This is a genomic window from Streptomyces sp. NPDC101165, from assembly GCF_044768135.1.
In the GTDB taxonomy this organism is placed as follows: domain Bacteria; phylum Actinomycetota; class Actinomycetes; order Streptomycetales; family Streptomycetaceae; genus Streptomyces.
Map to the genome: position 1 here is coordinate 77,758 of NZ_JBIWPG010000008.1, position 23,367 is coordinate 101,124.

Consider the following 23,367-nt stretch of genomic DNA (forward strand, 5'->3'; position numbering starts at 1 on the left):
TCCGACGTCTCGGCTTCTTCGGGTTCTCCAGGGGGAACGCACGTGCTCGAACTGACCATGGCCACCGTCTCCGGGGCCGACGCGGGCGCCACGGCCGGCATGATGATGGCCGACGCGCCCAGCGAGGCGGGCGCCGTGCTCCGGGTGGGCCGGGACGCGGCCGTGTGCCGGCTGGTCACGCCCGAGGACTGGCTGTTCGTCTCCCGGGTCCACCTGGAGTTCCTGTGCGGCCCCGACGGCGGCTGGCAACTGTCCTGGCTGCGCGGCTCACAGGCCGAGCCGTCCGCCGAAGTCCGGCTGATCGTCGGCGAGTACGCGCAGACCATCTCCTACGGCGGGGTCGTGACGCTGCCGCGCGGCGGCTCCGGCGAGGTCATCGTGCAGGACCGCACCGCGCCGCGCAGCATCAACGTGGGCTTCTACCACGAGGCGTGAGCCCCGGCCCGCAAGGGCCTGCGGGCCGTCAGCCCAACACCCGGGCCAGTGCGAAGCCGTCGTACCCCTTGCTGCCCACCGTCTGGACCGCGGTGCCGGTCAGCCGGGGGTGGGCGGCGATCAGTTCGACGGCGGCCCGGGTGCCGACGATGTCCGGTTCGGTGCTGTCGGCGTCGGCGATCCGGCCGCCGCGCACCACGTTGTCCACGACGATGAGGCTGCCCGCGCGGGAGAGCCGCAGCGCCCACTCCACGTAGTGCCGGTTGTTGGCCTTGTCGGCGTCGATGAAGACCAGGTCGAACGGAGCCGGGTTCTCGTCGGCGAGCTTGGGCAGCGACTCCAGGGCCGGGCCCACCCGCACCTCCACGATCCGGTCCAGGCCCGCCCGGGCGATGTTGCGCGTCGCCACCTCGGCGTGCTTGGCGCTGTACTCCAGCGAGATCAGTCTGCCGTCCTCCGGCAGGGCGCGGGCCAGCCAGATCGTGCTGTAACCGGCGAGCGTGCCGATCTCCAGGATGTTCCGGGCACCCTGGATCTCGGCGAGCATCCGGAGGAACTTGCCCTGAGGGGCCGTGACACTGATGTGCGGCAACCCCGCGGCCTCGCTGTCGCGCAGGGCTGCCTGGAGCACATCGTCCTCCGGTGAGAGATGGCTGCTGAAGTAGAAGTCGACGTCGTCCCAGAGCTGCGACCCGCTCATCGCCTGCTGCCTTTCCCGAGTGTCCCCTCGAGTCTCTTCCCGAGGCTCCTTGGCTTCACCTTGCATGGTCTCAGCCGATCGGCGCGGACGGGGGCAACGGCGGCGGGGACTGCACGGGCGGCGGAGGAGTCACCGGCCGCCGCGAGCGTCGTACGACGACCAGCGCGACGGCTGTGAGCGCCGCGAGCAGACCGCCACCGACGGTGATCAGCCACGCCGGGATCCCGGCCACCTCGCGCAGCCGGTCCCCGTAGATCACCTTCTGGACCCGGGTGTCGACGGCCGCGCGGCGCAGCTCGTGGTCGCCGGAGATCCGGGCCGGGTCCGGGAACTGCTGGGTCAGGGCCGTCAGGTACGGCGTCCCCTGGGCGAGCCTGCCCAGCGCGCCGCCCGGCTTGTCGAGGCGGCCCGCGAAGTCGACCTCGGGCCGCGCCCCGCCGATCGTCGTGCGCGTCTCCATCCGGTGGGCGGCGAGCACGTACAGGCCGAGGGACTGCGGGGTGCGGGCCAGGCGGGACAGGCGCATCGGGTAGACCGCGCGGTCGCTGGCGAACGTGAGGTGGAGCGGGTCGAGGGCGCCGTAGAGCGGGGTGCGCGAGGCCTTCGGGGCGAGCCGTACGGCCACGTACTCCCAGTGCCGGTCGACGTACGGCTGCAGTGCGGTCCTCAGCCTCGCCGGGAAGGTGAAGCCGTGCTCGTGCAGCCAGGTGTCCAGCGCGGCCGGGTCGGTCGCGGTCAGCCGGGCCACGTCGAACGGGCCCAGCCGCTGCCGGCCGACCACACCGACGCCGCCCGCCGCAGGGGGCGCGGCGGCGCCGGCCCCGTCGTGGCTGTCGAAGGGCCAGTCGCCGTTCTCCGGCCAGAAGTGGTACCGGGTGCGGTGCACCGGGGCCGTGGCGGTGGCCAGCTGGTCGAAGAGGGCCGGGTCGCCGAGGCGGACCGTCGCCCGGTGCGGGACGGGCATGATCCAGGCGGCGCGGTCGGCGTCGCCGCCGACCGTCAGCCGCATGACGATCTGCTCCTGCCGGCCGTCCCAGCGCAGTACGGACTGCTCGCTGGAGACGGCGATCCGCTGCGAGCGGTAGGGAACCATCGCGCCGCACCCGCAGGCGTAGGCGGGGGCGATCAGCCAGCTGAGCTGGACGCCGAGGAGGGCGAGGACAACTGCGAGTATGCGGCCGCGTTTCACGGGGCTACAGACGGTGCCGGTGCGTGATCGGTTCCGGCGCCGCAGCGGGGTGGGGCCGGGGTCGGTGGACTGGACGCGTACCGGGAAGCGGCTCGGGACGCGAGTCGGGACGTAGGTCGGGACGCCCGTGGGACGCGCCTGGGACACAGCGGGACGGACCGGGCGCGAGGCAGTCCGCAGGACGGGGCGGGGCCCCTAGGACCTGCGCACGGCCGTCCACCGCGGTCGTCCCACCGTCCCTTCCCGGGACGCCGGCCGGGCCCGGGACGCCCCGTGGCAGGCGGAATCCGGGGTGCCGGATCGCGGCTAGGTTTCTCGGCGTCGGACGGCAACTCGTCGACCGCTCACATCCGTTCGCATCCGATCGCTTCGGCTCGCATCGGACCGCACCGCACCCAGGGGGACGACCCACCATGAAGCTCAAGCGCACGCTCGCCACTCTCGGCTCCGCCGCCGCGATGACCGTCGGCCTCTTCGGCCTCAGCCCGGCCGCACACGCAGCCACCCCCGGCTGCTCCGACTACGCGATCTACTACAGCGGCTCCAGCAACGCCTGGTACACGAAGGTCCCCACCGTCGGTCCCCAGGGCACCAACTTCTGCACCCTGCGCTCCGGCGCCAGCGGCATGCAGGTGTACTACCTCCAGGACACCCTGAGCTACTGCTACGGCCAGGACCTCGGAACGCTCGACGGCAAGTTCGGCCCGAAGACGGCGGCCGCCCTGGCCCGCGTCCAGAAGAGCCTCGGCCTCGACCCCGACGGCGTCTACGGCCCGCAGACCCGCGACAAGCTCACGTGGCACTGGATGACCCTGCAGGCCGACAACCACTGCAAGACCCTGTACGACGCCCACGCGCACTGATGATCTCCACCGCCCGGGGAAACGGGGCCTGCCTCCCCGGGCGGGGATCGCCGGCCCCCCGCACCTGCAGTCGACGACCGGGCTCGCAGCCCGGAGGCGCTTACTCCGCCGCTTCCACGGACGGCGCCGAACCAGGCAACGGCCGCCCCGCAGACTCCGCCATCCGCCACACCGCGAACCCGCCCACGACAGCCGCGCCCATCATGTAGTAGGCGGGCATCATCATGTTCCCGGTGGCACCGATCAGCGCCGTGACGACCAGCGGAGTCGTCCCGCCGAACAGGGACACCGAGACGTTGAAGCCGATGGACAGGGAGCCGTAGCGCACCCGGGTCGGGAAGAGGGCGGGCAGCGCGGCCGGCATGGCCGCCGTGAAGCAGACCAGGAGCAGACCCAGCGCCCCCATGCCGAGCGCGACGGCGAGCAGGCTGCCCTCGCGGATCAGGAGCAGCGCCGGGACGGACAGCAGCAGGAAGCCCGCACAGCCCGCCGCGATCACCGGGCGACGGCCGACCCGGTCGGTCAGCGCGCCGGCGAACGGCTGCACGATCATCATCAGCGCCATCACACCGAGCACCACCAGCAGCCCGTGCGTCTCGTCGTACTTCAGCTCACTGGTCAGATAGCTCGGCATGTACGACAGCAGCATGTAGTCGGTGACGTTGAAGACGAGCACCAGGCCCATGCAGATCAGCAGCGCCTTCCACTGACCGGCCACCATCTCGCGCAGCGGCACCTTCGGCCGGGCGGCCTCCGCCTTCTCGATCTCGGCGGCGAACGCCGGGGTCTCCTCCAGGCGCATCCGCAGGTACAGGCCGATGATGCCCATCGGGCCCGCGATCAGGAACGGGACGCGCCAGCCCCAGGAGAGCAGGTCGTCGGAGGACAGCAGAGCGGTCATGAGGGTGACCAGACCCGCGCCGCCGATGTAACCGGCCAGCGTGCCGAACTCCAGCCAGCTGCCGAAGAAGCCGCGCTTCCTGTCCGGTGCGTACTCGGCGATGAAGGTCGACGCGCCCGCGTATTCGCCGCCGGTGGAGAAGCCCTGCACCAGGCGGGCGGCGAGCAGCAGCAGCGGTGCCCCGACGCCGATCGTCGCGTACGACGGGATCAGGCCGATCGCGAAGGTGCCCGCCGCCATCATGATCATGGTGAGGGCGAGGACCTTCTGGCGGCCCACGCGGTCGCCCAGCGGGCCGAAGACCATGCCGCCGAGCGGGCGGACCAGGAAGGCCGCGGCGAAGGCGCCGAACGTCGAGAGCAGCTGCGCGGTCGGGTTGCCGGAGGGGAAGAAGACCTTGCCCAGGGTGACCGCAATGTAGCTGTAGACACCGAAGTCGAACCACTCCATCGCGTTGCCGAGCGCGGCCGCCTTCACGGCGCGCCGGACGAGGGCGGGGTCGGTGACGGTGACGTCGGCGTGGGCCTGTGCGGCCCGCGGGGCCTTCGGATGCGGGGTGACGGCTGTGGCGGTCGCCAAAACGGGGCTCGCCTACCTCTCGACGGGGACGGGACGGAAAGCGACCTTAGGTGCACTTCACCCCGTTACGCGTCGTACGTGGATCGATGCAGAGTGCAGCTAAATGTGCTGTATGCAGCTACGTGTGCCCGCTCCCATGGCCGCAGTCGGGCCCCGCACTGTGATCCTTGTCGCGCCTGACCGGGTGCTTGCCGGGCGGGATCATCCGCCGAGCGTGGTGGGGCCGAGGCCCGACGGCAGCCGGCGCACTGCCACTGCCACGGCCTCTTGCGCTGTGGCGAATACGCCGAGGTCCTGGGTGATGAACCCCCTGCCCACTCCGTACGTGCCGTCGTTCGCGGTCAGGCACGGTCCGACCATGGTCAGGTCCGGGCGGGTGGTGGTCGAGAAGCGCAGTGCCCAGTGGCTCGTGAACGGGTAGAGGGCGCGCAGCGCCGGCTCCGCGTGCGCCGCCTCGATCAGGTTTTGGTACGTCTCCTGCCAGGGGTACTCCAGATCGGCCGCTTGCTGGCGCATGCCCTGCCATTCGGATTCCGTCAGGCGCTCGGGATCGTTGTCGGGCACCTCGAACCGGCCCGTCAGGTGCACGAATGGGGCCACCTGTCGGATGTCCTTCAGGGCCGCCCCGTCGTGCCACGCTCGGGCGGCCTCGGCGACCTGCGCCAGGTCGTCCGTACTGCCGTCGATGAGGGGCATTCCCTGGAAGACTTCCTCACCGCGGATCGACCACCGCTGTTCGGGCGACCAGGCGGTGATCTGCAGCGGCTTGCGGTGCGGCAGGATGCTTGCGGCGCTCGCGAAGCGCAACGGGTCAGAGACCGAGGCCGTGACGGGGACGGTGTCGAGGCAGCCTTCCGCCTGGGCTCGAAGTGCCGTGGCGAGACTGCCGCAGGCCGCGACGTCGGGATGCGGGGCGGCGGGATCAGGTGAGGTGGGCACGGCTCTGATTCTGCCCGAGCCGCCACTCCTGTCCCCCTCCGGCACCGCACTCGAACCAGACCGTCTTCCCGCCGCCGGGGCCCGGTTCCACACCCCACTTGTCGACCACGGCATCGAGTAGGCCCAGACCCCGCCCGCCTTCCGATTCCTGGTCCAACTCGGTTTCCAGACAGGGAAGTCGAGCAGAGCCGTCGGTCACTTCGGCCCGCACCCCCGCGGTCTGCCGTGCCACGGCGAGCGTGCAGCGGCGGTCGGGCACATGCCGTACGACATTGGTGACCAGCTCGCTCACGCCCAGTTCCACGGCGAACGTCAGCTCCGTCAGCTCCCACTCGTGCAGCAGCGAGCGGACGATACGGCGGATGTGTCGCACCGAGTGCTCGCCGACAGTGAGACTCATGCGGTAGTGGGGGATGTGGTAGTTCACGGTACGAGACTGACCTCGCGCAACTACTCTCGGCTACGGATCGAATACAACAGGTTCCGCTGTGGACCGAGTTGCGCGAGAGGGGACCGCCGTGGCCCACATCAACACCCTCGACCCGGGGGCTTCCCCGCTCGATTACTACGGCTATGAGCTGCGCCGCTGCAGAGAGGCGGCCGGCCTGACGCAGCGGCAGCTCGGAGACATCGTCAACTACACGGGGTCCTTGGTGGGGCAGGTGGAGACGGCGAGGAGGCTGCCGACGCAGGAGTTCAGCGAGCGGGTGGACGCGGCGTTGGGGACGGGCGGGCTACTGTCCCGGCTTGTCACGCTGGTGATGCGGAGCCAACTTCCGGCATGGTTTCAGCAGGTGGCAGAGCTGGAGGTGCGGGCGGTTGAAATCTGCTCCTTCCAGACACACATGATCCTCGGTCTGCTCCAGACTCCGGCATACGCACGTGCCGTGCTCGGAGCGGTGGACCGAAGCGACCTCGATGACCGCACCGCCGTCCGTCTGGCGCGACAGCGCGTCTTCGACAAGGAGGAGCCGCCTGTCTTCTGGGCCGTCCTCAGTGAGGCCGCACTGCACCTGGAGCTGGGCGGTCCGGAGACCATGCGAGGTCAACTGGCACACCTGTTGACCTTCGAGGACAATCCTCGGATCAACGTCCAGGTGTTGCCGTTCTCCGCAGGCGCACACGCAGGCTTGCAAGGCTCGTTCGACCTCTACCGCTTTGGGGGCGATCCAACCATCGTTTATACCGAGGGCTACGGCAGCGGGCATCCGACCGCGAACCCGGACACCGTCAAGGACTGCTCGCTCCGTTACGATCATCTTCGAGCCGCCGCGCTCTCGATCAAGGATTCGGCGGGGCTGATCCGACGGGTGATGGAGGACCGCTATGGAGAGCAAGTGGCGTAAGTCCAGCTACAGCAGCGACCAGGGCGGCCAGTGCGTCGAATGCGCTGCGCTTGGCGGCCTGACCTGGCAGAAGTCGTCGTACAGCGGTGACCAGGGCGGCCAATGCGTAGAGATCGCCGACACCCCCTGCGCCACCATCGCCATCCGCGACTCCAAGACCCCGGCGGGACCGATCCTCACGATCGACCCCGCCGCGTTCACCACGTTCCTGTCATGGACGTCTACAGCCGCTGGATGATCGTCCCCGTGGCGAGCCCACCGCCCGCGCACATCGTGATGAGGGCGAACTCCTTGTCGGTGCGCTCCAGTTCGTGCAGGGCGGTGGTGATGAGCCGGGCTCCCGTGGCTCCCACCGGATGCCCCAGGGCGATCGCACCGCCGTTGACGTTGACCTTCTCCAGGTCCTGCTCGAACACCCGAGCCCAGCTCAACACCACGGACGCGAAAGCCTCGTTGATCTCGACCAGGTCGATGTCCTTCAGGGACATGCCCGCCTTGCCGAGGACGGCCTTCGTGGCGTCGATCGGACCGTCCAGATGGAAGTGCGGGTCGGCACCCACCAGCGCCTGCGCCACGATCCGCGCCCTCGGCTTCAGCTTCAGCGCGCGGGCCATCCGCTTCGAGGCCCACATGATCGCGGCTGCGCCGTCCGAGATCTGTGAGGAGTTGCCGGCCGTGTGGACCGCCGTGGGCATCACCGGCTTCAGTCCGCCGAGCCCCTCCATCGACGTGTCCCGCAGCCCCTCGTCCTTGTCGACGAGTCGCCACATGCCCTGTCCGGCGTGCTGCTCCTCCTCGGTGGTGGGCACCTGCACGGCGAAGGTCTCCCGCTTGAAACGTTCCTCCGCCCACGCGTGCGCCGCCCGCTCCTGGGAGAGGAGGCCGAGGGCGTCGACGTTCTCGCGGGTCAGACCGCGGTGCCGGGCGATCCGCTCGGCCGCCTCGAACTGGTTGGGCAGGTCGACGTTCCACTCGTCGGGGAACGGCTTGCCCGGGCCGTGCTTGGATCCCGAGCCCAGCGGTACGCGCGACATGGCCTCGACCCCGCAGCTGATCCCCACGTCGATCACGCCCGCCGCGACCATGTTGGCCACCATGTGCGAGGCCTGCTGCGAGGAGCCGCACTGGCAGTCGACGGTCGTCGCCGCGGTCTCGTACGGCAGCCCCATGGTCAGCCAGGCGGTGCGCGCGGGGTTCATGGACTGCTCGCCGGCGTGGGTGACCGTGCCGCCGACGATCTGCTCGACCGCGTCGGCGGGCATACCGGTGCGGCCGAGGAGTTCACGGTAGGTCTCGCCCAGGAGGTAGGCGGGGTGCAGATTGGCGAGCGCGCCGCCGCGCTTGCCGATGGGGGTGCGTACGGCTTCGACGATCACGGGTTCGGCGGCCATGGGTGCGGGTCCTCTCCGAGAGGGCTCTCCTCCAGAACTAGTACGCGTTCTAGTTCTCTGTGCAGTCTGCTGACGTGATGTCCATCACCGCAAGGGTCTTGCAGGTGCCGAAGTCGCGATCTGCACGAACTCCGCACGGATTGGGGGTGCCGCACCCCTTGCCAGTTCTAGAACCCGTTACTACGTTCACGACACTTGCTGATGGACCGTCAGATGGCTGGGAGTCGCCCATGCACTGCCCCGCGCTGCCCGACGGGTTCGACTTCACCGACCCCGACCTGCTGCACCACCGTGTGCCCCTCCCGGAGTTCGCCGAGCTGCGCCGCACCGAGCCGGTCCGCTGGATCCCGCAGCCGCACGGCCTGGCGGGGTTCGCCGACGACGGCTACTGGGCCGTGACCCGGCACGCGGACGTCAAGTACGTCTCCACGCACCCCGAGATCTTCTCCTCGACCCTCAACACCGCGATCATCCGTTTCAACGAACACATCGAACGCGACGCGATCGACGCGCAGCGGCTGATCCTGCTGAACATGGACCCGCCCGAGCACACCCGGGTGCGCCAGATCGTGCAGCGCGGGTTCACGCCCCGCTCCATCCGCGCCCTGGAGGAGCGTCTGCGGGCGCGCGCCGGGGCGATCGTTGCGGCGGCCCGCGCCCGCTCCGGGCCCTTCGACTTCGTCACCGAGGTCGCCTGCGAACTGCCCCTGCAGGCCATCGCCGAGCTGATCGGCGTACCGCAGGAGGACCGGTCCAAGATCTTCGACTGGTCCAACAAGATGATCGCCTACGACGATCCCGAGTACGCCATCACCGAGGAAGTCGGCGCGCAGTCGGCCACCGAGATCCTCGCCTACGCGATGAACATGGCCGCCGAGCGCAAGCAGTGCCCGGCCCACGACATCGTGACGACACTGGTGGCCGCGGAGGACGAAGGCAACCTGAACTCCGACGAGTTCGGCTTCTTCGTGCTGATGCTGGCGGTGGCGGGCAACGAGACGACCCGCAACGCCATCACCCACGGCATGCACGCCTTCCTCACCCACCCCGGCCAGTGGGACCTCTTCAAGCGTCAGCGCCCGGCGACCACGGCCGAGGAGATCGTCCGCTGGGCGACCCCGGTCAACTCCTTCCAGCGCACGGCGACTCAGGACACCGAACTCGGCGGAGTGCACATCAGGAAGGGCGACCGGGTCGGCCTCTTCTACGCCTCCGCCAACCACGACCCGGAGGTCTTCGCCTCGCCCGACGCCTTCGACATCACCCGTGACCCCAACCCCCACCTCGGCTTCGGCGGTGGCGGCCCCCACTTCTGCCTCGGCAAGTCCCTGGCGGTCCTGGAGATCGACCTCATCTTCACCGCCATAGCCGACGCCATGCCGGGCCTCCGGCTGGTCGGCGACCCCCGCCGGCTGCGCTCGGCCTGGATCAACGGCGTCAAGGAACTCCAGGTCACCACGGCCTGACCCACCGATCGGGGCCGACGGCTCCCGGCGCCGCCGGCCCATCCCGAGGGAGGCAGGAACACCTCGTCCCTATGCCCGGTTCCTGCCTCCCCCGAGTTCGGGGTGCGGCGAGACGCGCGGAGTCGTCGGCTTCCCGGGCCGGGGCTCGGCATCGCCGAGGTCGTAGACGGCTCCGGACTCACGGCGTGATGTGCTCACGAGCAGCCAGCCGACGATCCGCCCCCGTGTGTCCCGGACCTGCCAGGGATCGGGACCCGCCCCCCAGAACACCCGTTGCTCGGAGCGTTCTTCGGGGGCGAGCCGACCGCTCATGTCGTGGCAGTCGTGCCCGCGGCTGTCGCCGCACTCGAAGAGGACGGCCGGGGAGCCGGTGTCGTTGACGAAGACGACCGAGCTGAAGTTGCCGGAGTCCGTGGGATCCATGCCCGCCGGATCGCAGGCGCTCAGCATTACCACGGCGAGCGCGGCGACGGGCCAGGCTCTGCGCGGACAAGTACCCAAGTTCAAACTCCCGTTCGGTAACAACGCTAGAGTCTGGGCCCGATGGATCGCCCTGGGGCGGCGATTCCGGTCACAGGGGGAGTGTGCACGTGGGGAATCGGGCGGCGAGACACGGGGTGCTCGTCACGATCGCAGCTGTTCTGGTCGCGGGGTGCGGGGACACGCAGGGACGGCCTCACGCGACCGGAACGGCCCGAGCGCGGGCGTCTCACGCTGCGGATGGAGCGCCGCTGAGCGTTCGGCAGCTCAAGGCCCTCGCCTTCCGCGACGGGGAAGTGCCTCAGGTGCGGGGCGGAGAGGTTCCGTTCGAGCCGAGCCCGGCAGAAGTGGGCGGCAAGGCCAGGACGTTCCCTCCGGTGTCGGATCCGGCGTGCCAGGCCGTGATGGACGCCCGTGACGCGAAGGGGTCGTTCGCCCGGGTCTCGCAGATCTTCAACTGGAAGAACAGCATCTGGCCGGGGAACTCGACCCTCGCGTCCTATGAGGGCGGCAAGGCCGGCGCGGCCTTCGAGCGTCTTCAGGGCGGCCTGAAGACCTGCCGGTCCTACACCGGTACCGGCTGGGTCGGCCCGTACAAGGCGGAGTTGACACCCGAGAAGGCACCCCGCCTGGGGGACGAAGCCGTGCGTTATCAGCTCGCCATGCCCATGCCCGAGGACAAGCGGCTCGACCAGATCCAGTACACCGCGGTCCGGGTGGGTTCCGTCGTCGTCACCTTCAGCGCACAGGACCTGGGCAGGCGTGCCTCGTTCCCGGCCGGCCTGATCCGGAAGCAGGTCGAGCGGATCGGCGCCGTGCAGCGCACACGTTGACGTCGGCACAGCCTTCCGGAGGCGGTCGGCTACAGGACCGCCTCCGTGAATCCGCTGGTCAGATACGTGAATCCATACTTCTCCCGTTCCTGATCCCATTCGGAAAAAGTCGGTTCCGTCTGCTCTCCTCCCGGAGTCTCCAGATCAGCGACCAGTGGTGCGACGGGAGTGCTGCTCTCCTTGCCCAGCACCCACCACACGGTGATATGCCTGGGCCTTCTCGTGAAGTTCAGGATCTGATTGCTGTAATGGACGGGCACCTGGTACCTGATGTAGTCGGAACCGGCGTCCGCCCCCGCGTAATCCGTGACCCACTTGGGGATCTTTTCCTTCTTGCCGGACCATGAGTAATAGGTGGTCGGGGCGGCGCTGTACGTCATTCTGTCCTTCCTCAGCAAATAAGCCTCGCTTTGGATCTGGACAGCCCGGAACGTCTTGGTGGGCAATTCGATGATTTTCTCTTGCGTGGTCTTTTCGCCCGGATTCAAATCGAAATCGCCGGGCCTCTGGAGCAATCCGATGCTGACGGTGTAAGTCTGCGGCTTGTCGGCGTACGTATGCAGATCGGTCAATGTGTCGGTGTCGATGTCCTTCTCCCACTGCTTCAGGTCCCTGGGGTTCTCGTAGGCCGACTTCCAGTCGAGCCCGGTGAGCGAGTAGCTCACCCCGACCACGTACGCGCCCACCTTGCCGGTGTTCTCCAACTGGAACGTCACCGGCACGTACGTGGTGACCTCATCTTTGTGAATACTTCCGATCTTCGCGGAGATGGCGACCGTCATGGGAGACGAATAGGGCTCGTAGATCTGCGAGTAGACGAAGTTGGCGGCGGTGATGAGGGCAGTGAAAGAGACGATGGCTGCGAAGTTGCGTCGAAAAGTGATTTCCCGCCACGCCTGCCGGCGGTGAAGGAGATCCCAGAGCGCCCAGCACGCCCACACCACGAGGCCGAGCCAGAGCCAGAGTGCGAGCGTGTACTCCCCGATCTGAACCGTCAGAAGGAGCAGACCGGCACCCAGTACGGCCAGTACTCCGAAGAGAGTGATCGCGGTCGTGTATTTCGTTCCGCGTCGGAGGAGCCTGTCCATGACGACGCAGACGGCCGCGGCGAGGGCCGTCAGTCCCGCGGCGACCAGAAGGCCCCCGGCAAGCCGGCCGGCGTAGGACAGCGCATGAATGATGTCCTGCCGTCCCAAACAGATGAGCACGGCCGAAGCCGCGACGAGGCCGGTGATCATGACGGCGCCGGATATCTTTCCGCGGAGGTTCGCGGGAGGTCTGAGTCCCATGGCGCCATGCTCATGCCCTACAGCGCGGTGCGCCCGGGCTGTTACTCCGAACAGTCGAGCTATTCCCGGCCCGACGCCACCACGGCCAGCACCCCCGACAGCGCCGCCGCGATCAGCAGCGGGATGCCCAGGCCGTGGTGGAGGACCAGCCAGGCGCCGAGGGCGGCGCCCGCGAGCATCGCGATCACCGATGCCGTGCGGCGTGGGGAGCGGTGGCCCGTGGCGTCGCCGAGGCGGGACTCGGCGGCCAGGCCGGTCAGGGTCATGGTGAGGACCGTGGTCGTCAGGTCGGGGATGCCCAGTTTGCGGACCGTCGCGTTGCGCAGGCCCATCGCGAACGCGGTGAGGGCGATGAGCGCGTAACGGGTGCCGGCGGTGTCCGGCCAGGCGAAGGCCACCGCCGCCGACGCGCCGACCAGGAGCGTCTCCGTCGCCAGGGTCAGCCGGGCCCACCTGCGCCGCGAGCCCTTGCCGTACCGGGCCGCCCCCCGGCCGCCGGCCACAGCGCCCAGCAGGAAGGCGGCCAGCGAGGTCGCGGTGTGCGGGACGGAGAAGCCGGGCGCACCGGCCGCCGCGAAGCCGAGCACCACCACGTTGCCGGTCATGTTGGCCGTGAAGACCCGGCCCAGGCCCAGATAGCTGACCGCGTCGATCAGGCCGCTGACCACGGTCAGCACCAGGAGCACGACCACCAGCCGCACCCCCCGCGCCTCCGGGTCGGGCAGGGGCGGTGACGGCGTCGTCATGCTTCCTCCGGTCAGCCGGACGGGCAGGGTGGTGACAAGTCCACCACGGCCGCGGGGGACTCTCGGATGTCCCGGCGAAGCGTGCGTCCGTAGCGTTCGGAACATGACAGAAGACACGCGCAAATCAGCGGAAAAGCAGCCCAGTTGGCGGATGCGAAAGGTGGGCGCCGCCGCGGCTGTCGCGCTGCTCGCCGGCCTGGCCGCCGCTCCGGCCGCCGTCGCCGGACCGCGCGGCGACCGCCGGGGAGAGGTGGTGTCCGTCGTGCCGGTCGCCCGGCACAGCCGTGCCGAGGTCGCCCGCGGCCTGGAGAAGCTTCAGGTGGGGACCGACTCGCTGCGGTACGGCGTCCGTGCGTACCGGGTGACGTACCGCACCGTCGACCCCTACGGACGGCCCACCACCGCGACCGGTCTGCTCACCCTGCCCGTGGGCGGCGGCCGCACCCTCGACCTCGTCTCCGACACGCACGGGACCATGACCCACCGCACCTACGCACCCTCGGTCGAGGAGGACACGCGGGCCCAGTCGTATCTCTTCGCCTCGGCCGGGCACGCCGTCGCCGCGCCCGACTACCTGGGGCTGGGCAAGGGGCCGGGCCGTCATCCGTACATGGACACGCGGTCCGCCGTGACGGCCTCCGTCGACATGCTGCGGGCGGCCCGGACGGCGGCGGGGCGACTCGGGCGCACGGTGAACGGGGATCTGTACGCGACCGGGTTCTCGCAGGGCGGGCAGGTCGCGATGGCCGTGGGGCGGGCGGTGCAGCACGGGGACGCGCCCGGATTCCGGCTGAAGGCGCTGGCGCCGGTGGCGGGGCCGTACGACCTGGCGGGGACCGAGGTGCCCGCGCTCACGGACGGGCGGGTCAACGACATCAGCGGAGTGCTCTACATCTCCTACTTCCTCGTCGCGCAGAACCGGCTGCACCCCATGTACAAGGACCCGTCCGAGGTGTTCCGGGCGCCGTACGCGGGCCGGGTCGAGGGTCTCTTCGACGGGCGGCACGAGGAGGAGGACATCGTCCGGCAGCTCGCACCGAACGTGCGGGAGCTGCTGACGGACGACTTCTACCGGCAGCTCACCCGGCCGACGGGGGCCTTCCGTGAGGCGCTGCGGGTCAACGATCACACCTGTGACTGGAAGCCCGACGTGCCGGTGCGGCTGTACGCCGGCGACAACGACACCGACGTGCCGATCGGCAACGCCCGGACATGCGCGCGCACCCTCGCCGAGCAGGGGGCGAGGGTGCGGGTGCTGGATATGGGGCCCGTCGACCACGGAGGGTCGTACCGGGCGGCGCTGGCCGGCATCGCGCGCTTCTTCGGCGGCGCGGTGGCCCGGCGCGGGGTGGCCTGAGGCCGGGGGGGCCGGGAGCCGGGTGGCTCAGTACCAGCCGTTGGCCTGCCAGAAGCTCCAGGCCTGGACCGGGCTGCCGTAGCGGGAGTTCATGTAGTCCAGACCCCACTTGATCTGGGTGGCCGGGTTGGTCTTCCAGTCGGTACCGGCGGAGGACATCTTCGAGCCCGGCAGGGCCTGGACCAGGCCGTAGGCGCCGGAGGAGCTGTTGGTGGCGGCGGGGTTCCAGCCGCTCTCGTGCTCGACGATCTTGCTGAAGGCGTTGAACTGCGCGGCGTCCGGGATCATCTTGTGCGCGATCGACTGGGCGGAGGAGGCCTGGGTGGTGGCGGCCTGGGCGGGCGCCGCGGTCAGGGCCAGACCGGCGGTGGCGGCAGCCAGAGCGGCGGCGGTGAGGGCCTTCTTCGGGGAAGCGATGCGGCGGATGAAGGAGACGGACACGGAGAACCTCTTACGTCGGGGACAAGGAATCGCCTGTATGCCGCAGCCCCCTGTGTGGGGACCTGCCGCATACGTCGGCACCGCGACCCGGTCGGGCTCGTGGTGCCTGGCGACGTCCACTACAGAAGCAGGCTCGATGAGCGTCCGCAATGACCCCTTTTACTAGTTGTGGCCGGATCGGCGGCAAAGGTCGCTCGTGTGGCGTGGGTCTCAAAGTGCAGGTCGGAAGGGGTGCACGAAGGGATGAATCGGACATAGCGAACAACGATCCCAGATCGTAGGTGACCTGCGTCATGTGGGGTGCTTCACCGGGGAGCTGACAGCCCGGATACGCCCCCTCACGCAGCGGGTGCGTCGAATGTGACCGTGGTCTCGAAAGCGGCACGCCTGGTGGCCCGGCGGAGCGCGCGCAGCAGCGCCGGGCCGAGAACCAGGGTCAGGACGACCGTGCAGACCGCCCGGCCCAGGTCCCAGCCCATGGAGGTGGTCAGGCAGTAGGCGACGAACCGGGCCAGGTTGGCGTGGACCGTCCCGTCCGGGTCGAAGGCGATGTTCGAGGTCAGGGCACCCATGAAGGGCCAGCCGGCCAGGTTCATGACCGTGCCGTAGGCGAAGGCCGCGAAGAAGCCGTAGACCGCCAGCAGGAGCCGCTCGCCCCGGCCGCGCAGCCGGACCTGGCCCGGGAGGAGTCCGGCGCCCATGGTGAACCAGCCCATCGCCAGCATCTGGAACGGCATCCACGGGCCGACCCCGCCCGTGAGCAGCGCGGACGCGAACATCGTCACCGAGCCGAGCACGAAGCCGAAGCCGGGGCCGAGCACCCGCCCGCTCAGCACCATCAGGAAGAACATGGGCTCGATCCCGGCCGTGCCCGCGCCGATCGGGCGCAGCGCCGCCCCGGTCGCGGCCAGCACGCCCACCATCGCGACGGCCTTCGGGCCGAGACCGGACTCGGAGATCGTCGCCGACACGACCGCGACCAGCAGGATCAGCAGGCCCGCGAACAGCCAGGGCGCGTCCTCGGTGTGCGCGCCGATCTGCGAGCTGGGCGGGGCGAGGAAGGGCCAGCAGAAGCCGACCACGCCGACCGCGCTGACCAGGACCAGGGCGGCGAGGGAACGGGGGCCGAGCCGGACGGCGCGGACCCGGACTCGGGAGGTGGTGGTCATGCCAGGGCCTCCCGGACCTCGGCGACGGTCAGCCAGGGCTGCGGGGCCAGGATCTTGGTGACCTGCGGGGCGAAGGAAGGGGAGGAGACCACGATCTCCGCCGTCGGGCCGTCGGCGATCACCTCGCCGTCGGCGAGCAGCACCACCCGGTGCGCGATCTCCGCCGCCAGCTCCACGTCGTGCGTGGCCAGCACGATCGCGTGTCCCTCGGCGGCCAGCTCCCGCAACACGGTGACCAGGCGGGCCTTGGCCGCGTAGTCCAGGCCCCGGGTCGGCTCGTCGAGCAGAAGAAGGGGAGGCCGGGCGGTCAGCACGACCGCCAGGGCGAGCGCCAGACGCTGGCCCTCGGACAGGTCGCGGGGGTGGGTGTCGTCCGTGATGTCCGGCAGCAGCTCGGACACCAGGGCCCGGCAGGTGCCGGGCGCGGCGCCCGCGTCCCGGTCGGCGGCCGTGCACTCGGCGGCCACCGTGTCCGCGTACAACAGGTCCCGCGGCTCCTGCGGCACGAGTCCGACCCGGCGCACGAGGTCCCGGGGCGGGGTCCGATGCGGTACGGCCCCGCCGACGCGGACGGTACCGGCGGTGGGCTCCACCAGCCCGACGAGGGAGCCGAGCAGCGTGGACTTCCCGGCGCCGTTGCGCCCCATCAGCGCGACCGTCTCCCCGGGGGCCACGGTCAGGTCGATGTGCCGCAGGGCCGTGATCCCGCCCCGGCGGATCGCCAGAGAGCGGACCTCGGCGATCTGTGGGGGAGTGGGGGAGTCGGGGGCTGCGGCCCGGCGGAAGAGACGGCGCCGGGGGGACGGCAGCGGGAGGTGCGGGGTGGCGGTGGCGGTGGCGGCGTACTGCCGCGGCAGTACGCCGGTCTGCCGAGCCTGGGCCAGTCGTTCCCGCAGGTCAGCGGCGCGCCGGCGGGCGTTCCGCACCGTCAGGGGCAGCGGGGTCCAGCCGGCCAGGCGGCCCAGGTCCACCACCGGTGGGTACACCGGGGAGACGGACATCACCTCGGCCGGGTCGCCGTGCAGCGGGGCGGCGCCCGGGGAGGGCATCAGCACGACCCGGTCGGCGTACTGGATCACGCGCTCCAGGCGGTGCTCGGCCAGCAGGACCGTCGTGCCCAGGTCGTGGACCAGGCGCTGCAGGACCGCCAGGACCTCCTCCGCGGCGGCCGGGTCGAGCGCCGAGGTCGGCTCGTCGAGGACCAGCACCCGCGGGTGCGGGGTGAGGACCGAGCCGATCGCGACCCGCTGCCGCTGTCCGCCGGAGAGCGTGGCGATCGGGCGGTCGCGCAGGTCGACCAGGCCCAGCAGGTCCAGCGTCTCCTCCACCCGGCGCCGCATCACCTCCGGGGCGATCCCCAGCGACTCCATGCCGTAGGCGAGTTCGTCCTCCACCGTGTCCGTCACGAAGTGCGCGAGCGGGTCCTGCCCCACCGTGCCGACCACGTCCGCGAGTTCGCGCGGCTTGTGGGTCCGGGTGTCCCGGCCGGCCACCGTGACACGGCCGCGCAGGGTGCCGCCGGTGAAGTGCGGGACCAGCCCGCTGACCGCGCCCAGCACCGTCGACTTGCCGACCCCGGACGGGCCGACGAGCAGCACGAGTTCGCCCTCGGGGACCTCGAAGTCCACGCCCCGGACGGTCGGTTCGGCCGCGCCCTCGTAGGTGACGCTGACCTCCTCGAAGCGGATCACGACGGCTCCTCGGGGTCCTGGGGTTCCTTGGGGACGATGAAGGCGGGCAGCAGGGCCAGCAGGACCGCCGCAGCGGGCCACAGCGGGAGGGAGGGGGCCACCAGGGGTACGACGCCGGGGTACAGCGCGTCCGGGTCGCGTACGGAGGCGAGCGCGAGCAGCGCGGCGACCGCGGCACCCGAGCCCGCGACCAGCCACGCGTGCACACCCCACGACTCCGGGCGGTACCGGGTGCGCGGGGTACGGCGGCCGCCCAGGCGCAGGCCCGCGAGCGCGGCGACGACCCCGGCCCCCAGCACCGGCAGCCCGTACGCACCGCCCTCCGCGGTGAGCAGCCCGTACGTCCCCGCACACACGCCGAGCAGGCCCCCGAGGGTGAGCGCGGACGTCGTACGGCGCACCCGGGCGGGGACGGCGGCGGTACGGCCGTAGCCGCGGGCGTCCATCGCGGCGGCGAGGGCGACCGAACGCTCCAACGCGCTCTCCAGGACCGGCAGTCCGACCTGGAGCAGGCCCTGTATCCCGCGGTCCGGGCGGCCGCGCAGCCGACGGGCGGCGCGCAGCCGCTGGACGTCGGCGATCAGGTGCGGCGCGAAGGTGAGCGCGACGACCACGGCCACACCGATCTCGTACAGGGCGCCGGGCAGGGACTTGAGCAGACGCGCCGGGCCGGCCAGGGCGTTGGCGGCGCCGACACAGATGAGGAGGGCGGCGAGCTTCAGACCGTTGTAGCCGGCGAAGAGCAGCGCTTCCGCGGTGACCTCGCCGCCGAGCCGGATGCCCTGCGCCCAGTGGGGGAGGGGCACTTCGGGGAGGGTGAGCAGGACGTGCGTACCGGGGATCGGGGAGCCGAGGACGACCGTGAACGCGAGGCGGATGAGCAGCACGGCGACGGCGAGCTTGACGAAGGCGGTGTAGGAGCGGGCCCAGGGCGCGCTGGAGCGGTGGGTGGCCACCACATAGCCCGCCGCGGCCATGAGGAGGCCGAGGAGGAGCGGGTTGGTGGTCCGGGTGGCGGCGGTACCGAGCCCGAGGGACCAGAGCCACCAGGCGCCGGGGTGGAGCGGGGCGCGGTGCTGCTGCCGGGCGGGGGTGGGCTTCGCCTGCCCGCGCCGGCGGGGTGCAGATGCGGCCGACGGGGCCGCAACTCCCCAGGGGCGCGGGCCGTGTCGATCTGCGGCTCCGCCGCGTGGGCGCGACCAGCCCCCACCAGCCCGCGTCCGGGGACTACGCATTCCTGCGCCGCCGGGCCTGCCACACCGCCGCCCCGCCCAGGAGGACGACCGCGCCGACGCCGATCGGCAGGCCGAGGGAGGGGCCGCTGTCCTTCTGTCGGGGCTGTGGCTGCCCGCCGGCAGCCGTCGGCCTCTGCTCCGCGCCGTCGGCCGACACCTGCTCCCCGCACCCCTTGTGGGGATACCCGGCGATCGCGCACAACAGGGCGTTGGTGTCGTAGCGGAGCGGCTTGGCGACGGCTGCCAGGGCCTCGGCCGTCGTCGCGTCGGGGGAGACGCGTGCGCAGGCTCTGCGCCGGGTGGGCGGGGTCTCGCCGGACGGGGCGTCCGCGGGCGTGCCGAAGTCGATGACGAGGGCGACCCGCTTCGTACCCGGCTTCGCGGGCGTCCCCGCGCAGATCGTGCCGAAGTCCGCCGTGCCGCGCGGCCGGCTCGCGTCCGCGGAGTCCTCGCTCACCGCGAAGCGGAAGCCCTGGACCGCGCCGTCGTCGGGACGCGCGGTCGACGGGCCCTGGGTGGCGTACGTCCAGCGGCCGCCGTCCCGCTCCCAGAACGACCAGTAGCGGTAACCGGTGGCGTGCGCCTGGGCGGCACCGGCGACGAGGACGAGCGCGGCGACCAGCAGGGCCGCGGCACGGCGGACGGCGGTCACAGCTGCTGCCGCTTCCGGCGGCCGCTGAGCAGGATGCCGATGCCGACGCCGAAGACGAGGCCGGCACCGACGATCCACCAGACATTGATGCCCGAGTCGTGCTCGGCGCGCTTGCCGGGCTCAGCGGTGGGGGCGGCCTTCTGCGGCGCCGGGCCCGTCGCGTCGAGCGCCTGCACCAGGTCCGTGCCGCCGAAGTCGTGCGGGTCGTCCCCCATCGCGTGCGCGGCGAAGACCAGCTCGGCGTAGGCGGCCGGGCCGCTCTGCTGCGCCCACTTCACCGCGTTCTTCTCCAGCCAGGCGTACGGCTTCTTCGCCTGCCGGGTCCAGCCGTTCGCGGCGAGGGCGACGACCGAGTCCGCCGTGTTGCCGTAGTCGGGCTGGTCCTTGGCCCCGGGCAGGGCGGACTTCAGGTACCCGTCGGCGGTCATGGCCGCACCCAGGTAGGCGGAGCCGTTGCGCGCCACCTGCTCCGGGGTGAGCGGCTTGCCGGAGTCGGCGCAGGCGTTGCCCTGCTCCGGGGCCTTCCCGGCCTTCGGCGCGAAGCCCTTGCCGAGCGCGCCCAGCACGCCGGCCGCCGTCGCGTCCGCGTTGGCGGCCAGCTTGCCCTTCTTGTCCGGCTGGTAGGCGAGCGCTCCGCCCCCGGTGCCGTCGCACGGCAGGGACCACTCGGCGAGCAGGTCGTACGGGTTCTTGCCCTTCAGGTGCAGCTGGGCGGGGTCCTGGCCGACCGCGGCGAACGCGCCGACGACGACGCCGGTGGAGTTGGTGTCGCTCGGGGCGCCGGGCGTGTAGCCCCAGCCGCCGTCCTTGTTCTGCAGCGTCGTCAGCCAGACCAGGGCCTTGCGGACCTCGGCGTCGTGACCGCCGACCGCCTGCAGCGCCTGGACGGCGGCGGCCGTGCTGTTGGTGTCGGGCTGGGCGCCGCCCTTGCCCTCGCAGGCCTTGGCCGTGTCGGCCCGGAACGCGGCGAAGCCGCCCTTGTCGCACTGCTGCCCGACCAGCCAGTTCACGGCCGAGGCGGCCGGACGGTAGCCGAGCGTCCGCTGGGCGAGCAGGGCGAACGACTGGCGCCAGACGCCGTCGTACGTGGGGTCCGTCCTGCCGAACAGGCCGGCCGGGACCGTCACCTTCGGGGGCGCGGACGGGGACGGGTCGGCGGCCATGGCGGGTGCGGCGGTGGCCAGCACACCTACGGCGGCGAGAGCCGCTGCACTGCGGCGGACGTTCATGGTCGGCGACTGCCTCTCCTGCGGGGAACCGGCAGCGCACGGGAACACCCGGGCGGCTCGGCTCCGTAAACCTCGACGGTGCCGTGCGCTGCGGGTCGCCGCGCACGCGAGCCGGTCAACGTCCCGGGCGAGGCAGTCCGGCTCACCGTCCCGGGGGGACAGTTCACGATTGGGGTATCCCCTGCTCGAGCGAAGTCGAGAGCTTGGGGAAGGGTCAGCGCCGGAATTGCACCGGCTTCCCCCCGTACGGGTGTGATGACGACTCCGCCACTTTACCGGCAGCCGCGCGCGGCCCGAGGGGTGGCTGTGGGCACACGGAGACGGTGACCGGGGTCACGGTCATGGCAGCTGGGGGAGGGTGCGGCAGGCGTGGCGCCCGGCCGACGGGCACGGGGTCGAAGGGGCCTGTCCGCTGCGGGTGTTGGCCCGCTAGGCCGCGAACGGCCGGGCCGGCGGGGCCGGTGGGGTGACGGCCACGGTCAGGTGGCGGGCCATGCGGCGCAGGGTGTGCGCGCAGTCCGCCGGGGTCTCGCCCTCCGCCACCCAGTGCGCGAGGCGGTCCTCGGGGTCCGCGTGGGCGGCCGCCGTGACGTGGTCGCCGGGCTGCCGGGTGAGGACCATGCGCTCGGCGGACGGCTCGTACGCGGCGGCCGGGTCCATGTCCAGGTGGGTCAGCCGGCCGGTCGTGGCCGGGTAGGCGAACTGGATCGAGGCCGCCCGCTGCCGGGTCGGCGTCACGTCCGGGAGCCGGCCGACGGCCAGAGCGGCGGCGGCCCGGGCGAGGTCGACACCGGTGGCCCGCTCGACCAGCAGCGGGATCAGATCGCCGGGCAGGTGCGGCAGGACGTCCGTGACGCGGGGGCCGCGGGCCGTGAGCCGCAGGCCGATGTGGGCGACGGTGTGCGTGAGGCCGAGCGCGCGCACGGTCCGCTCCACCGTCTGCCGCAGGAAGCGGTTGTGCAGCAGCCCGTCGTGGGCGTGCACGGAGTGCCGCAGCGGCTGCCGGGCGGGCGGCGGGCCCGGTGCCGTGCGGGTCAGTGCGGCGATGCGGACCTCGTCGTCCAGGACGACGGTCTCGGCGCGGACGAGCGGGGCCTCGGTGTCCTCCCGGCCGGCCGGGGCGATCCCGTGCCGGGCGAGCAGCACCTGCGACGCGGTCGGGTCGGCGCAGGCGGCGGCCGTCTCGTACGGGATGCCGGGCAGGCCCAGCCGGGCCGCGATGTGTGCGGCGGCGGGCAGGTACTGCCTGGTCCAGGTCAGTACGCCGCTCACCCCGTGCCGTAACGCGTAGCGCGCGATCGCCTCCGCGGTGGCCGCGTCCAGGCCGGGGTCGGCCGCGATGTGGCCGGCCAGGTACGGACGTGCCCAGACGGGCGGGGACGGGTCGACCAGCACCACCGGGTGGACTGCCGCGATCCGCTCCAGCGGGTACGCGTCGTACGCGGCCCGGTGGCTCACTCCGAGGAGAAGGACGGCATGCGGCATCGGGGGCTCACCTTCGTGGGGAGAAGGCGGACAGAGGTACGCCCCGGATGCTGCTCCCCCATAGGCAGCACCCGAGGCGGGTCGATCTTGCTCTCTGTGCCCCGATCCTCACCCACCGCACCCTCAACTGTCAACGATTGCTGCCTAATTCCGCAGCGAGAGTTGTCACGTCTGGTCGGCGCACTGGTGACCGGGTAGCCTCGCGTCAGCTCAGCCACGGAACGGACGACACGCCCAGGGGGGACCTCGGTGAGTGACGCCTACGCCCCGCTGGCCGATGTACTCGACCGCCTCGGCGAGCTGACCGGCCGGCCCGGCCGGCTGCCGGAGGTCCTGGACGTTGCCGGCCTCTCCCACCGCACCGGCATCCCGGTCGGCGTCGTCGTCGAGCTGCTCTCGGGCGGCCGGGCGTCGGAGGGATGCCTCGCCGGGCGGGTGCGGCAACGGCTGGACTTCATCCGCGAGACCCGGCGCCGGCCCGACGGCAAGCGGTACTCGCTGGACGAGCTGGCCCGGATCGCCGGAACCAGCCGGCAGTGGCTGAGCGAGTGGCGCAAGAGCGGAATGCCGAGCCTCGAACACATCGACCGGTTGCGCAGGTTCTTCGGTCTGCCCGCGGGTTTCTTCACCGCGGACGAACCGGAGGCGCTGCACGAGGCGTTGCAGCCGGTGCTGCAGGTCCTGGAGGCGGAGGCGGACCCGCTGCTGCGGCTGCGGGAGAGCGGACTGGTCCGACTGGCCGCGCGGGCGCCGCAGATGAACGCCCGTCAGCTGGCCACGCTCGCGGACCTGGCGGAGATGATCATCGCGTCCGAGCAGGCCGGGGGCGCCGGGGAAGCGGCGGGTGCCGGGGCCGCGAAGGGCGGGGACCTGAGGGGCGCCGGGCGTGTCTGATGCGCTTCCGGCCGTAACTGATCCAGATCTGGCCGTAAATGATCGTTGCGAGTGCGG

Annotated in this window: 24 protein-coding genes; 8 read left to right on the plus strand and 16 right to left on the minus strand. The window is 71.4% G+C overall.

Annotated features, from left to right (window positions below):
* The first annotated feature begins 42 nt into the window (after nucleotides 1-42).
* Complete coding sequence (locus tag ACIRVH_RS18420; protein WP_403954147.1) at nucleotides 43-435, plus strand: hypothetical protein; 393 nt, start codon at nucleotides 43-45, stop codon at nucleotides 433-435.
* Between the two features lie 28 nt (nucleotides 436-463).
* Here ACIRVH_RS18420 and ACIRVH_RS18425 read toward each other — a convergent pair whose 3' ends face one another.
* Both ACIRVH_RS18425 and ACIRVH_RS18430 read right to left on the minus strand, forming a co-directional pair.
* Nucleotides 464-1,135 (minus strand): O-methyltransferase, encoded by a 672-nt coding sequence (locus ACIRVH_RS18425; protein WP_403954150.1) that lies wholly within the window; start codon nucleotides 1,133-1,135, stop codon nucleotides 464-466.
* Nucleotides 1,136-1,205: 70 nt separating this feature from the next.
* Entirely contained in the window at nucleotides 1,206-2,324 is a 1,119-nt protein-coding gene (locus ACIRVH_RS18430) for a DUF2330 domain-containing protein (RefSeq protein ID WP_403954152.1), read from the minus strand.
* A gap of 413 nt (nucleotides 2,325-2,737) precedes the next feature.
* Here ACIRVH_RS18430 and ACIRVH_RS18435 point away from each other — a divergent pair, with 413 nt between their 5' ends.
* Nucleotides 2,738-3,187 (plus strand): peptidoglycan-binding protein, encoded by a 450-nt coding sequence (locus ACIRVH_RS18435; RefSeq protein ID WP_403954154.1) that lies wholly within the window; start codon nucleotides 2,738-2,740, stop codon nucleotides 3,185-3,187.
* Between the two features lie 100 nt (nucleotides 3,188-3,287).
* Here ACIRVH_RS18435 and proP read toward each other — a convergent pair whose 3' ends face one another.
* The 3 genes from proP to ACIRVH_RS18450 form a co-directional block, all read right to left on the minus strand.
* Entirely contained in the window at nucleotides 3,288-4,667 is a 1,380-nt protein-coding gene (gene proP, locus ACIRVH_RS18440; RefSeq protein ID WP_403954156.1) for a glycine betaine/L-proline transporter ProP, read from the minus strand.
* A 201-nt stretch (nucleotides 4,668-4,868) separates the two neighbouring features.
* Nucleotides 4,869-5,606, minus strand: coding sequence for a DUF6193 family natural product biosynthesis protein (locus ACIRVH_RS18445; RefSeq protein WP_403954159.1), 738 nt, complete (start codon nucleotides 5,604-5,606; stop codon nucleotides 4,869-4,871).
* A complete protein-coding gene (locus ACIRVH_RS18450; protein WP_403954162.1) occupies nucleotides 5,590-6,033 on the minus strand; it encodes an ATP-binding protein in 444 nt (147 codons plus the stop codon). The genes ACIRVH_RS18445 and ACIRVH_RS18450 overlap by 17 nt, the downstream gene beginning before the upstream one ends.
* Before the next feature lie 91 nt (nucleotides 6,034-6,124).
* Here ACIRVH_RS18450 and ACIRVH_RS18455 point away from each other — a divergent pair, with 91 nt between their 5' ends.
* Nucleotides 6,125-6,952, plus strand: a complete 828-nt coding sequence (locus tag ACIRVH_RS18455) for a helix-turn-helix transcriptional regulator (RefSeq protein ID WP_403954164.1) — start codon at nucleotides 6,125-6,127, stop codon at nucleotides 6,950-6,952.
* A complete protein-coding gene (locus tag ACIRVH_RS18460; protein ID WP_403954167.1) occupies nucleotides 6,933-7,190 on the plus strand; it encodes a DUF397 domain-containing protein in 258 nt (85 codons plus the stop codon). The genes ACIRVH_RS18455 and ACIRVH_RS18460 overlap by 20 nt, the downstream gene beginning before the upstream one ends.
* Here the strand turns inward: ACIRVH_RS18460 and ACIRVH_RS18465 are convergent.
* Entirely contained in the window at nucleotides 7,174-8,343 is a 1,170-nt protein-coding gene (locus tag ACIRVH_RS18465) for a steroid 3-ketoacyl-CoA thiolase (protein ID WP_403954170.1), read from the minus strand. The two genes, ACIRVH_RS18460 and ACIRVH_RS18465, sit on opposite strands and share 17 nt — an antisense overlap.
* A 230-nt stretch (nucleotides 8,344-8,573) precedes the next feature.
* Here ACIRVH_RS18465 and ACIRVH_RS18470 point away from each other — a divergent pair, with 230 nt between their 5' ends.
* Nucleotides 8,574-9,809: a cytochrome P450 gene (locus ACIRVH_RS18470; protein WP_403954173.1), complete on the plus strand. Its 1,236-nt coding sequence runs from the start codon at nucleotides 8,574-8,576 to the stop codon at nucleotides 9,807-9,809.
* A 69-nt stretch (nucleotides 9,810-9,878) separates the two neighbouring features.
* On the opposite strand, the gene ACIRVH_RS18475 is transcribed toward ACIRVH_RS18470, so the two are convergent.
* A complete protein-coding gene (locus tag ACIRVH_RS18475) occupies nucleotides 9,879-10,232 on the minus strand; it encodes a hypothetical protein (protein WP_403954176.1) in 354 nt (117 codons plus the stop codon).
* Nucleotides 10,233-10,666: 434 nt separating this feature from the next.
* Between ACIRVH_RS18475 and ACIRVH_RS18480 the strand changes: the two genes are divergently transcribed.
* Nucleotides 10,667-11,122 (plus strand): hypothetical protein, encoded by a 456-nt coding sequence (locus ACIRVH_RS18480; protein ID WP_403954179.1) that lies wholly within the window; start codon nucleotides 10,667-10,669, stop codon nucleotides 11,120-11,122.
* Nucleotides 11,123-11,151: 29 nt separating this feature from the next.
* On the opposite strand, the gene ACIRVH_RS18485 is transcribed toward ACIRVH_RS18480, so the two are convergent.
* Together ACIRVH_RS18485 and ACIRVH_RS18490 are read right to left on the minus strand one after the other, a co-directional pair.
* Nucleotides 11,152-12,411: a hypothetical protein gene (locus ACIRVH_RS18485; protein ID WP_403954181.1), complete on the minus strand. Its 1,260-nt coding sequence runs from the start codon at nucleotides 12,409-12,411 to the stop codon at nucleotides 11,152-11,154.
* A gap of 59 nt (nucleotides 12,412-12,470) precedes the next feature.
* Entirely contained in the window at nucleotides 12,471-13,157 is a 687-nt protein-coding gene (locus ACIRVH_RS18490) for a YoaK family protein (protein WP_403954183.1), read from the minus strand.
* A 103-nt stretch (nucleotides 13,158-13,260) separates the two neighbouring features.
* Here ACIRVH_RS18490 and ACIRVH_RS18495 point away from each other — a divergent pair, with 103 nt between their 5' ends.
* Nucleotides 13,261-14,514 (plus strand): alpha/beta hydrolase family protein, encoded by a 1,254-nt coding sequence (locus ACIRVH_RS18495; protein WP_403954186.1) that lies wholly within the window; start codon nucleotides 13,261-13,263, stop codon nucleotides 14,512-14,514.
* Nucleotides 14,515-14,541: 27 nt separating this feature from the next.
* Here the strand turns inward: ACIRVH_RS18495 and ACIRVH_RS18500 are convergent, their stop codons facing one another.
* The 7 genes from ACIRVH_RS18500 to ACIRVH_RS18530 all read right to left on the minus strand — a co-directional run bounded on the left by ACIRVH_RS18500 (nucleotide 14,542) and on the right by ACIRVH_RS18530 (nucleotide 22,416).
* Nucleotides 14,542-14,955, minus strand: coding sequence for a transglycosylase SLT domain-containing protein (locus tag ACIRVH_RS18500; RefSeq protein ID WP_403954189.1), 414 nt, complete (start codon nucleotides 14,953-14,955; stop codon nucleotides 14,542-14,544).
* A gap of 338 nt (nucleotides 14,956-15,293) precedes the next feature.
* Entirely contained in the window at nucleotides 15,294-16,124 is an 831-nt protein-coding gene (locus ACIRVH_RS18505; RefSeq protein ID WP_403954190.1) for an ECF transporter S component, read from the minus strand.
* On the minus strand, nucleotides 16,121-17,815 hold the full coding sequence (locus ACIRVH_RS18510; RefSeq protein WP_403954193.1) for an ABC transporter ATP-binding protein: 1,695 nt from the start codon (nucleotides 17,813-17,815) through the stop codon (nucleotides 16,121-16,123). The genes ACIRVH_RS18505 and ACIRVH_RS18510 overlap by 4 nt, the downstream gene beginning before the upstream one ends.
* Entirely contained in the window at nucleotides 17,812-19,050 is a 1,239-nt protein-coding gene (locus ACIRVH_RS18515) for an energy-coupling factor transporter transmembrane component T (RefSeq protein WP_403954196.1), read from the minus strand. The genes ACIRVH_RS18510 and ACIRVH_RS18515 overlap by 4 nt, the downstream gene beginning before the upstream one ends.
* Nucleotides 19,043-19,702: an SCO2322 family protein gene (locus ACIRVH_RS18520; RefSeq protein WP_403954198.1), complete on the minus strand. Its 660-nt coding sequence runs from the start codon at nucleotides 19,700-19,702 to the stop codon at nucleotides 19,043-19,045. The genes ACIRVH_RS18515 and ACIRVH_RS18520 overlap by 8 nt, the downstream gene beginning before the upstream one ends.
* On the minus strand, nucleotides 19,699-20,931 hold the full coding sequence (locus ACIRVH_RS18525) for a prenyltransferase/squalene oxidase repeat-containing protein (RefSeq protein ID WP_403954201.1): 1,233 nt from the start codon (nucleotides 20,929-20,931) through the stop codon (nucleotides 19,699-19,701). The genes ACIRVH_RS18520 and ACIRVH_RS18525 overlap by 4 nt, the downstream gene beginning before the upstream one ends.
* Nucleotides 20,932-21,360: 429 nt before the next feature.
* Entirely contained in the window at nucleotides 21,361-22,416 is a 1,056-nt protein-coding gene (locus ACIRVH_RS18530) for a hypothetical protein (protein WP_403954203.1), read from the minus strand.
* 249 nt (nucleotides 22,417-22,665) lie between these two features.
* Between ACIRVH_RS18530 and ACIRVH_RS18535 the strand changes: the two genes are divergently transcribed.
* Nucleotides 22,666-23,310, plus strand: a complete 645-nt coding sequence (locus ACIRVH_RS18535; protein WP_403954205.1) for a helix-turn-helix domain-containing protein — start codon at nucleotides 22,666-22,668, stop codon at nucleotides 23,308-23,310.
* Nucleotides 23,311-23,367: the final 57 nt, after the last annotated feature.

What these genes read in the sequence shown, in the direction of transcription:
- ACIRVH_RS18425 (WP_403954150.1), bottom strand. Translation starts at nt 1,135, where the DNA reads ATGAGCGGGTCGCAGCTCTGGGACGACGTCGACTTCTACTTCAGCAGC.
- ACIRVH_RS18435 (WP_403954154.1), top strand. Translation starts at nt 2,738, where the DNA reads ATGAAGCTCAAGCGCACGCTCGCCACTCTCGGCTCCGCCGCCGCGATG.
- ACIRVH_RS18460 (WP_403954167.1), top strand. Translation starts at nt 6,933, where the DNA reads ATGGAGAGCAAGTGGCGTAAGTCCAGCTACAGCAGCGACCAGGGCGGC.
- ACIRVH_RS18465 (WP_403954170.1), bottom strand. Translation starts at nt 8,343, where the DNA reads ATGGCCGCCGAACCCGTGATCGTCGAAGCCGTACGCACCCCCATCGGC.
- ACIRVH_RS18470 (WP_403954173.1), top strand. Translation starts at nt 8,574, where the DNA reads ATGCACTGCCCCGCGCTGCCCGACGGGTTCGACTTCACCGACCCCGAC.
- ACIRVH_RS18475 (WP_403954176.1), bottom strand. Translation starts at nt 10,232, where the DNA reads ATGGATCCCACGGACTCCGGCAACTTCAGCTCGGTCGTCTTCGTCAAC.
- ACIRVH_RS18485 (WP_403954181.1), bottom strand. Translation starts at nt 12,411, where the DNA reads ATGGGACTCAGACCTCCCGCGAACCTCCGCGGAAAGATATCCGGCGCC.
- ACIRVH_RS18490 (WP_403954183.1), bottom strand. Translation starts at nt 13,157, where the DNA reads ATGACGACGCCGTCACCGCCCCTGCCCGACCCGGAGGCGCGGGGGGTG.
- ACIRVH_RS18495 (WP_403954186.1), top strand. Translation starts at nt 13,261, where the DNA reads ATGACAGAAGACACGCGCAAATCAGCGGAAAAGCAGCCCAGTTGGCGG.
- ACIRVH_RS18505 (WP_403954190.1), bottom strand. Translation starts at nt 16,124, where the DNA reads ATGACCACCACCTCCCGAGTCCGGGTCCGCGCCGTCCGGCTCGGCCCC.
- ACIRVH_RS18515 (WP_403954196.1), bottom strand. Translation starts at nt 19,050, where the DNA reads ATGCGTAGTCCCCGGACGCGGGCTGGTGGGGGCTGGTCGCGCCCACGC.
- ACIRVH_RS18525 (WP_403954201.1), bottom strand. Translation starts at nt 20,931, where the DNA reads ATGAACGTCCGCCGCAGTGCAGCGGCTCTCGCCGCCGTAGGTGTGCTG.
- ACIRVH_RS18530 (WP_403954203.1), bottom strand. Translation starts at nt 22,416, where the DNA reads ATGCCGCATGCCGTCCTTCTCCTCGGAGTGAGCCACCGGGCCGCGTAC.